Origin of the sequence: Pyrinomonas methylaliphatogenes (assembly GCF_000820845.2) — a bacterium.
In the GTDB taxonomy this organism is placed as follows: domain Bacteria; phylum Acidobacteriota; class Blastocatellia; order Pyrinomonadales; family Pyrinomonadaceae; genus Pyrinomonas; species Pyrinomonas methylaliphatogenes.
Window position 1 is genome coordinate 38,333 of the sequence record NZ_CBXV010000001.1, and the last position, 13,239, is coordinate 51,571.

Annotated in this window: 9 protein-coding genes; 5 read left to right on the forward strand and 4 right to left on the reverse strand. The window is 59.8% G+C overall.

Going from position 1 to position 13,239, the window contains the following annotated elements; all coding sequences use genetic code 11:
* Nucleotides 1–3: 3 nt before the first annotated feature.
* Nucleotides 4–915 (reverse strand): 6-phosphogluconolactonase, encoded by a 912-nt coding sequence (locus tag PYK22_RS00140; protein ID WP_060635154.1) that lies wholly within the window; start codon nt 913–915, stop codon nt 4–6.
* Nucleotides 916–1,349: 434 nt separating this feature from the next.
* On the opposite strand from PYK22_RS00140, the gene PYK22_RS00145 reads away from it, so the two are divergent.
* The 5 genes from PYK22_RS00145 to PYK22_RS00165 all read left to right on the forward strand — a co-directional run bounded on the left by PYK22_RS00145 (nt 1,350) and on the right by PYK22_RS00165 (nt 9,795).
* Entirely contained in the window at nt 1,350–4,988 is a 3,639-nt protein-coding gene (locus tag PYK22_RS00145; protein ID WP_041973007.1) for a TonB-dependent receptor, read from the forward strand.
* 19 nt (nt 4,989–5,007) lie between these two features.
* Nucleotides 5,008–6,069: a pectinesterase family protein gene (locus PYK22_RS00150; protein WP_211197558.1), complete on the forward strand. Its 1,062-nt coding sequence runs from the start codon at nt 5,008–5,010 to the stop codon at nt 6,067–6,069.
* 124 nt (nt 6,070–6,193) lie between these two features.
* Nucleotides 6,194–7,303: a pectate lyase gene (gene pelA, locus PYK22_RS00155; protein ID WP_060635155.1), complete on the forward strand. Its 1,110-nt coding sequence runs from the start codon at nt 6,194–6,196 to the stop codon at nt 7,301–7,303.
* A 76-nt stretch (nt 7,304–7,379) separates the two neighbouring features.
* Entirely contained in the window at nt 7,380–8,813 is a 1,434-nt protein-coding gene (locus PYK22_RS00160; protein WP_041973010.1) for a glycoside hydrolase family 28 protein, read from the forward strand.
* A 202-nt stretch (nt 8,814–9,015) separates the two neighbouring features.
* The gene (locus tag PYK22_RS00165; protein WP_083437461.1) at nt 9,016–9,795 is read left to right on the forward strand and encodes a FadR/GntR family transcriptional regulator; all 780 of its coding nucleotides are present in this window, start codon (nt 9,016–9,018) and stop codon (nt 9,793–9,795) included.
* Nucleotides 9,796–9,972: 177 nt separating this feature from the next.
* Here the strand turns inward: PYK22_RS00165 and hemB are convergent, their stop codons facing one another.
* From hemB to pyk, 3 genes are all read right to left on the reverse strand, one after another.
* Nucleotides 9,973–10,998, reverse strand: a complete 1,026-nt coding sequence (gene hemB, locus PYK22_RS00170) for a porphobilinogen synthase (protein WP_083437462.1) — start codon at nt 10,996–10,998, stop codon at nt 9,973–9,975.
* A 100-nt stretch (nt 10,999–11,098) separates the two neighbouring features.
* Nucleotides 11,099–11,779, reverse strand: coding sequence for a hypothetical protein (locus PYK22_RS00175; protein ID WP_041973012.1), 681 nt, complete (start codon nt 11,777–11,779; stop codon nt 11,099–11,101).
* 3 nt (nt 11,780–11,782) lie between these two features.
* Nucleotides 11,783–13,213 carry a pyruvate kinase gene (pyk, locus tag PYK22_RS00180; protein ID WP_041973014.1) on the reverse strand — a complete coding sequence of 477 codons (1,431 nt, stop codon included), beginning with the start codon at nt 13,211–13,213 and terminating at the stop codon, nt 11,783–11,785.
* Between the last annotated feature and the right edge of the window lie 26 nt (nt 13,214–13,239).

Here is a 13,239-nt window from a genome sequence, read left to right on the forward strand (position 1 = left end):
CCCTCATAAGACATCCGGCAAGATGAACGACGTGGCGTTCGGGTGAAGGCGTATCCAGAGACCCGGGTTCTCGTCGAGCTGCGCGGCGCGCTCTGCCGGATCGTTAGCGATCTCGGTTTCGAGCACGCGACGATAGCTGGCGCGTTTGGCCGGAGCGGTGCTCGCATCCACGATCGATTGGACCACACGCCGCGCGTTCAAAATGGCCGCCGGGCCGAGCGTCAAGATGTACTTCACGGCGCGACACTCACGCTCGTCCTCGTCGCTTGCGGGGCTTCCGCCCGCTTTGAATTTAGCGATGTGGTGCTCGAGGATGCTCTGCGAGATGGGGATTATGCCGGCCCAGTCTCCGGCACGCGCGCCCGCGCCCGGCTTGATGTAGGCGAGATGCGAGGCCGCGCCCGGCTCCGGCCCGTGGCCGAGAAAGAAGAGATCTATCCCGCCTACGGACCAGATCTTCTCCACATAACGCTTCAGCTCTTCTTCGAAATCCTCGACGTCGGTGCGCATCGGCGTAAAACTCTTCACCTTGCGGAAGAAATCTCGCCCGAGCAGCCGTTCAAAGTCGCGCACGAAGCTGAAGGCGTTGTCCATCCTGAGCGGCGCGAGCGCATCTTGCGTGAAGACGTGTAGGCGCGCAAGCAATGGATCCAGTCTGCTCGTGCGCGCCAATTCGCCGAGTTGACGGTGAAAAGCTTGCGCGCCGCGTCCGCCGAGAAGCACGATCGCGAGATCGCCCGCCTTGGCGCGCGCCGACGCCTCAAGCTCAGCGAGCATGGCGCGCCCGACCTCTTCTTCCGAAGCGAAGACGATGTATTTGAGTTCGCAAGGCCTTGAGGGCGGATCCAAGGCGCCCGTTCCGAACCAGACGGCCCCTCGGACGGTGCGGCGTTCGAGCTGCTGGGGACTAGGCATATGCTACCATCAAAAGCGCAAAAGGTAAAACCAACGATCGGTCAGCTTCTATTATTATCATAAGATTTTGTGTGAATGCAATCGCGAATTCGGTTTTATCCCGAGTTTCTTTTCGCGAGATCGGCATGTGGTTGAACCATATTGGAAAGCGATTCTGATGTGGTTAGAAAATCTCTTGACAAGAGCCGGGCGCGCGCGACAAAATAGGCGACCGTCACGAAGGCTCGAACTGGAAGTTCCTTCGAAAGCGTTTTGTTCAATCGTTTAACTTATAGCTCTCATTCCCGACCATACGGGCTCGTCCGCGCCGCGCGATCTGTTGGGGGAGGGAGCGCTGATCGATTGAGCTTGGCGGTTCGACCTGATCGCCGATTCGATCTTCCGCTCAGCGAACGTCCTGACATCTCCGCTGGTTTAGAGGAAAGGAGGATCGCATGTTCAGGAGGAGATTCTCTTCGATCTTTCTCATTGCGCTGTTGCTTGGATTCGGGTGTTTCGAGCTCAGCGCACAAGAGTTTCGCGGTTCGATTACGGGGCGCGTGACGGATCCGAACGGTGCGCTGATACCGGGGGCGACCGTCACGTTGAAGAACACGGAGACGAACGTCGAGCTATCGACGACGACGAATGCTGATGGGGTTTACACGTTTCCCTTAGTGCAGCCTGGTCGGTACACGCTGACGGTGACGGCGCAAGGGTTCAACACGGCGGTGCGCGAAGGGATCGAGGTGCGGGTGGCCGATCGGTTGACGATCGACGTCGAGATGCAGGTAGGAGTGGCCGCGACGGTGACGACCGTTGCGACGGAAGAGGCGTTGGAGACTGGCTCGGTTAGCACCGGACTAGTCATCCAGAATCGGCAGGTGAGCGAGCTCCCGTTGGTTGAGGGAACGGCCTATCAGCTTGCGACGCTCACGCCGGGCGTCGTCTACACGGGCAATCCGATGTTCATGGGGCCGACCTCTAACGGCAATCTGGCGGCATTTCGCGCCAATGGTGGGATCGGGCCCAATCAGGTGACGCTTGACGGTTCGCCAAATTACGCTTTCGATGGTGGCGTCGGTTTCTCTCCGCCATCAGATGCTGTGCAAGAGTTCAAGGTTCAGACCAATAGTTTCGACGCGCAGCAAGGGTACACGGCGAGCGCGACCGTCAACGTCGCGTTGAAGAGCGGGACGAACGATCTGCATGGTTCGCTCTGGTATTTTGACCGCAACCGCAGCCGCACGGCCAACAACTTCTTCTCCAATCGGTCGGGTCAGCCGCGACCTGAACGCACCTATCATCGCTTTGGCGGGGTGCTCAATGGGCCGGTCTTCTTCCCGCGTTTTGGCGAAGGTGGGCCTTTCTGGTACGACGGGCGGAACCGGACCTTCTTTCTCTTCTCGTATGAGAGGTTGAAGGATAACGTCGCCGAGCCGCAGCTGTTTACGGTGCCGACATTGAAGATGCGGCAGGGCGATTTTTCGGAGCTGATCGTCAATCGGAACAACATCGCCGACTCGCGCAACACGGTGATCTACAATCCGTTCTCCGCGCGGCAGAGCGGCAACATCGTGGTGCGGTCATCTTTCGGGTGCGATGTGCCGGCCAATACGCCGGTGCCATCGAATTGCAACATCATCCCAGCGAACTTGATCAATCCGATCGCGGCGGCGCTGATTCGCTACTATCCGCTGCCGAACGTGCCGGGGACGGCCAACGGGACGCAGAACAACTATTTTTCCAATGTCATGCGCCATCAGAACTACCGCGCGTGGCTCATCCGGCTCGATCACAAGATCAGCCAGAATCAATCGCTCTTTGGCAAGTATTATCACAGTTTCAATCCAGAGGACCGCTATGACTGGGCCGGCGTGGTCAACGGTTTCCCGATCACGCGCGGGTTCGAATACCGTACCAATGACGGTGGGAATTTGGGTTATACGGCCACGCTTTCGCCGACGACCGTCTTCGATTTGCGCTTGAGCCTCAATCGATTCGTACAGGAGCGAAGGCCGGCGGCGACGTTCGATCCATCGACGCTCGGCTTTTCCTCTCAAGCGTTGGCGGCGTTTCGCGGCTACCAGTACATCCCCTTCATCATGATCCGCAATCTGGATGCGACGCGTCCCATCCGTTCCGATCTCGGATCGCAGCGGTCGGATTGGAATGCAGGGCGACTGCGTCCGTTCTACATGGGATCGGTCCAGCCGACGGTGACCAAGCTGTTCGGCAATCACGCGACCAAGTTCGGTTACGACTTGCGCGTTTTGCGCGAGAACTTCGCCTATAACGGTTATCAAGCTGGGCGGTATTTCTTCGATGGGACCTACACGAGTCCGGCTTCCAATTCATCGAGCACATTGCGCAACGCTTTTGGACGCGACATCGCCGCTTTCCTGCTTGGCGTGCCTTCGGCGGGGTCCGGCTCGACGGCCAGCCAGATAGACAATCCGATCGCCTATTCGGTGCAGAGCGTCTATCACGGTTTCTTCTTTCAAGACGATTGGCGCGTGACGCCGCGCCTGACGCTCAATCTCGGATTACGATATGATCTCGAAGGCGGTTTGACCGAGCGTTACAATCGGATCGTGCGCGGGTTCGATCTGACGACGCCGAGTCCGATCGAGGCGCAGGTGGTTGCCGCGTACACGGCCCTTTACAACGCCAATCCGAGCAACTTTCAGGTGCCGCCGGACCAGTTCCATGTGCGCGGCGGGTACACGTATGCCGATGATCAGCATCGAGCGGCGTGGAATACAGACACGAGCACTTGGCAGCCGCGCATAGGAGTCTCCTATTTGATCAACGATAAGACCGTAGTGCGTGGCGGTTTCGGCATCTTCGTCGCGCCGCATCAGATCGAGACGCCCAATCAAGTTGGCTACGCTTGGTCTACACCGTTCGTTCCGACGAACAACAACGGTTTGAGTTTCATCGCCAACTTGACCAATCCTTTCCCGAGCGGTCTGCAGCAGACGCCGGGATCGAGCCTCGGCCTACTGACCAATGTCGGTTTGGCCGCTGGCACATCCGATTCGCCGATCTTCCCGGTCGATCGCAAGAACGCGAAGTTTGCGCGCGCCGTGGCCGGAGTGCAGCGCGAATTGCCCGGGCAGTTGATCGTCGAAGCGACCTTTGTCGCGGCATGGGGTTACGACCTTCCGGTCAGCAAAGAGCTCAACTTTGTGCCGCGGCAGTATTTGGGGAGCGATCCGACGTCGGATGCGGCAGCCAACGCATTTCTCTCACAGTCGGTCCCGAACCCATTCCGCGGTTTGGTACCCGGCAGTCCGCTCAACACGGCGACGACCATCCCGCGCTGGCAACTGTTACTCCCTTATCCGCAATTTACCGACCTTTGGATCCAGCAGTACAACGGGAGCAATCGTTACAAAGCGTTGCAGTTACAGGCGGCGAAGCGGTTTTCGCGCGACCTGTCGTTTAACGTAACCTACACGCGGTCGCGCTTGCGGGAGAAGGTCAGCTATTTGAATCCGTCGGACACGCAACTGGAGGATCGGATATCGCCTGACGATCGACCGAACCGTTTCACGTTAGCGGTGGTCTATCGTTTGCCGATCGGGCGCGGGCAGCGGTTTGGGAGCGAAATGAACCGCGTGCTCGACCTGGTGATCGGCGGATGGCAGTTGAACGGGACGTATGAGTGGCAGAGCGGCGAACCTTTCCTGCTGACGCAACCGCTCTACTACGCGGATTTGAATCGGCTTCGGCAGATCAAGTCGCGGGTCGGAGAGGACGATGGGCAAGGGCACAAGTACGGAGTGGACATCCCAGCGTTCGACACGAGCGGATTTGTGCGCTTGAGTTCGTTCGGATTAAGGAACGTCCCTTCGACGTTAGACAACCTGCGGAATCAGCCGTTCTTGAATGTGAACCTGTCGCTGTCGAAGAACTTCAACTTCTCGGAGAACAAGCGGCTGCAGATTCGCGTCGAGGCGTTGAACGCATTCAACTACGTCTATTTCTCGGCCATCAATCTCGATCCGAACAACGCGAGTTTCGGGTTGACGACCGGGCAGCGGAACTTGCCACGTGACGTTCAGCTCGGCGCGAAATTCATCTTCTGAGGCGACTGTGGGTTCAAGCGTGAGTTTGCGTGCGTGCTGTCTTCTCCTCTCACTGTTGATCGCCCTTCCGGCCCAAGCTGGTCGGAAGGGCGACGCTTTCGTTCCGAAGACTCCGTCGATCAAAATTTCGGCGCGCGCGCGTCCGAAGATTGATCCCTCCGTTGCGGAGCCTTCGGGGAAAAACCGTTTTCGCGCGCGCGACGTGATCGTCGTCGCCGCTGACGGGACGGGCGATTTTCGCCGCGTTCAAGAGGCGGTCGATCACGTCCCCGAAGGCAACACGCGGCGTATTCGCATTCATATCAAACCGGGCATCTACCGCGAGCAGATCAAGATCCCACAGACCAAGCCGTTCATCACCTTTGAAGGCGAGGATGCGGCGCGGACCATCCTAACCTACAACTTGAGCGCGAAGACGGCGGGCGATACGCGCCTCTCCTACAGCGTGTACATCGGCGGTAGCGATTTCCGCGCCGAAAACATCACTTTCGAGAACTCATACGGCGTCGGTTCGCAAGCGGTGGCCGTTTACGTCAACACGGATCGCGTCATCTTTCGCCGCTGTCGGTTTCTCGGTTGGCAGGACACGCTCTTTGCGCATGGTGGGCGGCAGTATTACAAGGATTGCTACATCGAGGGGCATGTCGATTTCATCTTCGGTAACGCGGCAGCCGTGTTTGAAGATTGTCAGATTCACAGCAAAGGTCAAGGGTACATCACCGCGCAATGGCGCTTGCGCGCCGATGAGCCGAACGGATTCGTCTTTCGCCATTGCCGCTTGACGGGCGAGAACACGGGACGCGGCGTTTATCTGGGCCGACCGTGGCGCCCCTATGCGCGAGTTGTCTACTTGAACTGTTGGATGGGCGCGCACATCCGCCCCGAAGGGTGGGATAACTGGCGCGATCCGCAGCGGGAGAAGACGGCCTGGTTTGCCGAATATCATTCGACCGGTCCTGGCGCGAATCCTCAAGCGCGCGTCGCGTGGTCGCGGCAGTTGACCGACGAGGAGGCCAAGCAGTTCGAAACGCGCGCGTTCCTTCGCGGAAGCGATGGCTGGGATCCGACGAAGTGGAGGTGACGAAGCGCGTGTGGAGGGCTTCGCCGTGCTCGGATCCCAGCGACTCAGCGCGCGATCGGCGATTCGGGTTCGTTCGCTACATCGCGCGGACGTCGCCGCGCGAATCGTTTGCCGCGAGGTTTAGATGAGAGTTCATCTCACATTGATTTTGCTGATCCTAGCCGCGCCAGTCACGGCGTTGGGCGATCAGCCGCGCATTCGTTGGGCCGAAGCGCTTAAACAGCGCGCCGAGTGGTACGCGAGCGAAGAGGCGGTGCGCGTCGCCGATAATCTTCTGCTCTATCAGCGCGAGACGGGCGGCTGGCCCAAGAACATCGACATGGCTGCGCCGTTGACGGAAGAAGAGCGCGCCGCGTTGCTCAAACAGAAGTCGCGGCGGGACGATTCGACGATCGACAACGGCGCGACCTACACGCAACTGGAGTTCTTGGCGCGCGTCTACGCGGCGCGTCGGTTGGAACGCCATCGCGCGGCGTTCATGCGCGGCCTCGAATATCTGCTCGCCGCGCAGTACGCGAACGGCGGTTGGCCGCAATACTATCCCGATCCCAAAGGGTATCACGCGCACGTCACCTTCAACGATGGCGCGATGATCGGCGTCATGCGTTTGCTGCGCGATGTTGCGCGCCGTCACGCGCCCTATCTGTTTGTGGACGAGACGACGCGCCGTCGTGCCGAAGAGGCCGTGCGCAAAGGCATCGAGTTGATCTTGCGGACGCAGATCGTCGTGCGCGGGGAGCGAACCGCATGGTGCGCGCAATACGATGAACGGACGCTCGCGCCCGCGTGGGCCAGACGTTTCGAGCCGCCAGCTCTTGCCAGTCGCGAGAGCGTTGGCGTCGTGCGTTTCTTGATGAGCCTTGAAAGTCCAGACGCGCGGGTGAAAGGAGCCATCGAGTCGGCGATCAAGTGGTTCGAGCGGTCGAAGATCTACGGCATCAGATGGGTCGAGCGACAGGATGGGCGAGGCCATATCGAGCGCGTCGTCATCAAAGACCCGCAGGCTGGTCCGATCTGGGCGCGTTTTTATGAGATCGAGACCAATCGCCCGATCTTCGCAGGGCGTGATGCCGTGGTCAGGTACGATGTCATGCAGATCGAAGAGGAGCGGCGGAGCGGTTACGCTTGGTATGTGACGGATCCAGCCGAGCTCATCGAAGTGGACTATCCGAGATGGCAGCGCAAGTTCTCGTCCGATCGCGAATCAAAAGCCGGTAAAACGATCGGGAATTAGCCATCTAAGGCCAGTTCATTCGTGTAAAGTTCATTGAACGAGCGAAAAATCTTCGGAAGGTCGAGGTGAAGTGTCGATGAATCGTCGCCTGTTTCTAAGGAACTTAGCCGCAAGCGGCGTAGGAGCCTATCTTGGAAGCCGAGCGTTCGTCCGGGCGCTTGAGGTCGCAGATCTTTCCCGCGTTGATGTCGAAAAGGTTTGGGTGCGCGAAGTGCCGCAGATATTGGCGCGCATCAAACCGCCGGTCTTCCCCGATCGCGATTTCGATCTCACGCGATTCGGCGCCGTCGGCGACGGTCGGACGGACTGCACGGAGAGCTTTCGTCGGGCGATCGCTGCGTGCCATCGAGCTGGCGGCGGAAGGGTCATTGTGCCGGCGGGCACTTTTTTGACGGGAGCGATCCATTTGAGAAGCAACGTCTGCTTGCATCTCATGCCAGAGGCGACGATCCGCTTCAGTCAGGACCCGCAAAAATATCTGCCCGTCGTCTTCACCCGTTGGGAAGGCGTCGAATTGATGAACTATTCGCCCTTCATCTACGCCTTCGAGCAAGAGAACATCGCTATCACCGGCGAAGGGACGCTCGACGGACAGAGCGACGAGGAGCATTGGTGGCCGTGGAAAGGGGGCGCGCGCGCGAAAAGTGAAGGGCCCAATCAGATCAAGGATCGCAACGCCCTTTTCGAAATGGCCGAACGAGGCGTGCCCGTAAGCCGAAGGGTCTTCGGCGCGGGCCATTACCTGCGACCGCAATTCATCCAGCCATACCGCTGCAAGAACGTGTTGATCGAGGGGGTGACGATCAGGAACTCGCCAATGTGGGAGATCCATCCGGTCCTTTGCGCGAACGTCACTGTGCGCGGGGTGAAGATCATCAGTCACGGGCCGAACAATGATGGTTGCGATCCCGAATCGTGTACCGATGTCTTGATCGAGAATTGCTTCTTCGATACGGGCGATGACTGCATCGCGATCAAATCGGGGAGAAACGCCGATGGGCGGCGGCTCAAAATGCCGTGCCAGAACATCATCATTCGGGGGTGCCGAATGAAAGATGGTCACGGCGGCGTCACCGTCGGAAGCGAGATTTCGGGCGGCGTGCGCAACCTGTTCGTCGAGGATTGCCGCTTGGACAGCCCGAATCTCGATCATGCTTTGCGCGTGAAAAATAACGCGATGCGCGGCGGCGTGCTCGAAAATCTTTACTTTCGCAACATCGAAGTCGGGCAGGTGGCCCACGCCGTGATCACTATAGATTTCAACTACGAGGAAGGTGAGAAGGGGAACTTCACGCCCGTCGTGCGTAACTACGTTGTGCAGAACTTGCGCAGCGGAAGAAGCCAGTACGCGCTCGACATCCAGGGCTTCAGAAACGCGCCGATCCGTGACCTGTATCTTGAAGATTGCGACTTCGCCGGAGTGGCTAAGCCGAGCATCGTCAAGAACGTTGAGGGCGTAACTCTGCGCAATGTGCGGATCAACGGGAGATTGGTGGACCGGTTGGCGTAAGACGTCGAACGGCCTCGTCGCCTAATCTCGGATCGAAGAGGGGATGGCAGCGCCTTTATCGGCATCATGTGGTGGAGAATAAGTGGTATACTTGATTCGATCCTGTGGCGGGTAGGGCATGGAGGCTCAGTCTCGATCATCTGGAGGTTGGTTTAAGGCGTTGCTTCTGAAGTCCAAAACGAGTCGCGGCGGATGCTAAAAGATGACCGATACGAGGATCAAGGTGGCGAATGAAGGTTTTAAAGCCATCGCCCCAAAGCGACGGAGCAAGGTGGCCGAGGCGGTCGCTTCGCAGCTTCGCGAGATGATTCAACGCGGCGAGTTGCGCCCCGGCGATCGCTTGCCGCCGGAGCGCGATCTGGCGAAGCTGCTCGGCGTCAGTCGTCCCACCTTGCGCGCCGGGATTCGCTCTTTGGCCGCGGTCGGCGTATTGCAAGCGAAGCAAGGGGCCGGAACGTTCGTCGTGAAGGCTGACGGACCGCCTGCGCTCGATAGCAGTTCGCTTCGATTGATGGCTTCTTTACATGGTTTTACGCCCGCCGAGATGTTCGAAGCGCGGCGCGCGCTTGAGATGGCGATCGCAGCGCTCGCGGCTGAACGCGCGACTAGCGACCAGCTGGCGACGATGGCCGAAGAGTTGGCAGGAATGTACGCCTCTTTGGATAATCCCGAACAGTACCTGGTCCACGACGTGCGTTTTCATCAGACCGTCGCCGAAGCCTCTGGCAATCGGATACTGGCCGCGCTCATGAACATGGTCGCCGCGGTCCTCTACGATGTGCGCAGCAAGACGGTCAAGCGCGCGCGCGATCTGAAAGAATCCGCCGAGATGCACCGGCGCATCTATCGCGCGATCCGCGAACGCAACCCGGAAGCGGCGCGCAACGCGATGCGCGATCATCTGTTGCGCGCACAGCGAGCACAAGAGTTAGAAGAAGAGGGACCCGACGGAGAGGTTGAAGAAGCGCCCGCGGATCATTGATGAGCGCCGCGTTCCATCATCGACCATAAGCCTGGCGATAACCCTCTGGCGCCTGCGGATCATTGATGAGCGCCGCGCCTTCAGGCTGTGCTTCTTGAAGCGATGGCCTTTCAAATCGCGTCTTGGGGAGATACGTTCCCGTCAAAACGTCCTGAGCCGCTTCCTCATCTTTATGATCTAACGACGGGCGAGCAAGCGAGCCGCTTCGCGCGCGCAGTAAGTGATGATGATGTCAGCCCCGGCCCGACGGATGCCTGTGAGTATTTCGAGCAAGGCGCGTTCTTCGTCTATCCAACCTTTTGCTGCCGCTGCTTTCAGCATCGCATACTCGCCTGAGACGTGGTAAGCCGCGACCGGCACGTCGAAACGTTCGCGCACGGCGCGCACTATGTCGAGGTAGGGGGTCGCCGGTTTGACCATCAGGATGTCTGCCCCTTCCGCGTAGTCGAGTTCGGCTTCGCGTAGCGCTTCGCGCGCGTTAGGTGGGTCCATCTGATAGGTTCGTCGGTCGCCGAATGCGGGCGCGCTCGCCGCCGCTTCGCGAAATGGACCATAAAATGCGGAAGCGTACTTGACGGCGTAAGACATAATGGCCGTTTCGGCGAATCCGGACTGGTCCAGCGCTTCGCGTATGGCTGCGACCTGTCCATCCATCATCGCCGAGGGGGCGACGATATCGGCTCCGGCTGCCGCTTGGCTGACCGCCGTGCGGGCCAGCAGCTCCAACGTCTCATCGTTCATGACCGCGCCGTCGCGCACCACGCCGCAGTGGCCGTGCGAAGTGTATTCGCATAGGCAGGTGTCTGCGATGATGATCAGATCCGAAGCGATTTTGCGCGCTTCGCGGATCGCGCGCTGCACTATTCCGTCAGGATCGTAGGCGCCGGATCCAACTTCATCCTTCGTTTCGGGCAGCCCGAAAAGAAGGATCGCGCGGATGCCCATTTCACGGGCGGAAGCGACTTCCCGCGCGAATTCGTCGAGCGATAGATTGAAGACTCCGGGCATCGACTGGACCTCGCGCCGCACGCCCGAACCGGGGCAGACGAAGAAGGGAAGCGCGAGGTCATCGAGCGATAGTTGCGTTTCGCGCACCAACGCGCGAATGGGTTCGCTGCGCCGAAGCCTTCTCGGACGAAGCCGAAGTTTCAGGGAAGACTCTTCGGAAGGCCCGTTGATGGTCCTTTCAGGCGAGCGCCGCATGAATCTTCTAGCTCCTTATTCGAGAGTCATCGCTTGAGAGAATCATACGTGTCAGCGACTGATTCGCGCAAACTCTACAGGCACATTTGGCTTTGGCGGTCTAGCGCGTCGCCAGGGCGAGCGCTTTGTCGCGCGCGACGAGACAGAGCGCGTCAGATTCTTTCAGGCAGAGCGGGCTTTGCAGGAAGCGTTGGTATTCGCGGCGCGCTTCTTCCCATCGGTCGAGTCGTTCGTAGGCGGTGGCGAGATGAAAAGGGATGGTCGCATCTGGTTCGCCGCGCGCTTCGGCGGCGCGGAACGCTTCGATCGCTTCTTCCCACTTTCCGGCATAAGCGAGCTCCTTGGCCAAGAGCTTGTACGTGTGCGCATCGTCTTCGAGGCGGAGCGCGGCGCGGTACTCCGCGATCGCGCGTTCGTGATCGTTATGCAGTTGGGCTTCGGCGGCGCGCGCCAGATGCGCATCGGCTGTTCGCCTGTCGAAGCGGTAGAAGATGGCGCCGATCGTCAGAAGGAGCGAAAAATAGAGGACCGGTAGAGCGCGCCACCAGCCGCGATGGAATCGCCCCGCCTGTATCGACGCGGGGCGCGCGTAGATCCTGAGGAGCAGATAGACCGGCAGCGCGACGAGCGGGATGAGAAAGACGAGGATCGGCCATATCGCGAGATGAAAGGGCGGCAGGCGACGCCGCTGCGCATCGGTGAGGACGATCGCCGACAGTAGGCTCGCGAGGGCGAAAGCCAGCGGATAGAACGCTTCAGCTAGTTCGTAAGCGGAGAACATCCTTCAGCGGCTGCTTTCGCCGACGGTGTGAAGTTTGACTGAGCTTGAAAGGCCCAGCCCCGAAAGCCTTCCAGCCATCAACACGATGAGTTCGCCGGGCTGCACGATGCCGTTTTCGAGAAGCGCTCGTTCGCCTGCGCGCACAAGCTGTTCCGTTGTCTCGCAAGGCGCGTGAAGCACGGGTTCGACGCCCCAGATCAGGGCGAGTTCATTCTGGACCTCTTTCGACGGCGTCAAGGCGATGATCCGCTGTTGCGGTCTGAGCGATGAGAGGCGTCGAGCCATCAAGCCGGATTCGGTGAAAACGGCGACGGCGCGCGCGCGCATCTCCTCAGCCGCGAAGATCGAAGCTTCACAAAGCGCCCGGCTGACGCGCTGCGTGCCTTTGCCGACCCAAACCTCGCGCGCGTGCGACGCCCCTTTGCGCCCCATCTCCGCCGCCTCGATGATGCGCGCCATAGTGGCAACGGCGGGCACCGGATATTGCCCCGAGGCCGTTTCGTTCGAAAGCATGAGCGCATCGGTTCCGTCCCAAACGGCGTTGGCCACATCGGAAGCCTCGGCGCGCGTCGGGCGCGGGTTGGAGACCATCGACTGGAGCATCTGCGTCGCCGTGATGACGAACTTCCCGGCGATGTTCGCCTTTTCGATGATCTGTTTTTGATAGACGGGGACGAGTTCGACGCTCGTCTCGACGCCCAGATCGCCGCGGGCGACCATCACGCCGTCTGCCGCTTCGATGATCTCATCGAGATGGTCGATCGCTTCCGCCTTCTCGATCTTGGCGACGAGCGGAGCGCGCCCGCCCGAGGCGCGAATCAAAGCTTGGGCTTCGCGACAGTCTTCAGCGCGCCGGACGAAAGAGAGCGCGATGTAATCGGCCTTCTGTTCGATCGCCCATTTGAGATCTTGGCGATCCTTCTCGGTCAATGACGGGATCGGCAACGATACGCCCGGAAGGTTGATCCCTTTTCGCTCGCCGAGCAGTCCGCCGTTGACGACGCGGCAGACGACGTCCGTATCGGTCGTGCGTTCGACGTAGAGTTCGATGGCCCCATCGTCGAGCAGAATGCGCGTGCCCGGGCGCACATCGCGGGGCATTCCAGCGTAATTGGTCGATACCTCGCGCGCGTTGCCGATGATCGGTCGCGTCGTTATCGTAAAGAGCGAGTTGGTTTCGAGCATGACGGGCTTCCCATCCTGCAGTGAGCCGGTCCTGATCTTCGGTCCGGCCAGATCGACGAGCACCGCCAGCGGGCGGCGCATCCGCTCGGCGGCGGCGCGTGCGCGTCGGATCGTTTCCGCATGCTCCTCCTGCGTGCCGTGTGACATGTTGATGCGAACGGCGTTGGCCCCTGCTGCCAGCATCGCTTCAAGCACCGCCGGTTCGCGCGATGCTGGGCCGAGTGTGACGAGTATCTTAGCTCTTCTCACGACTTCACCTTCCGAAAAGTTGATTT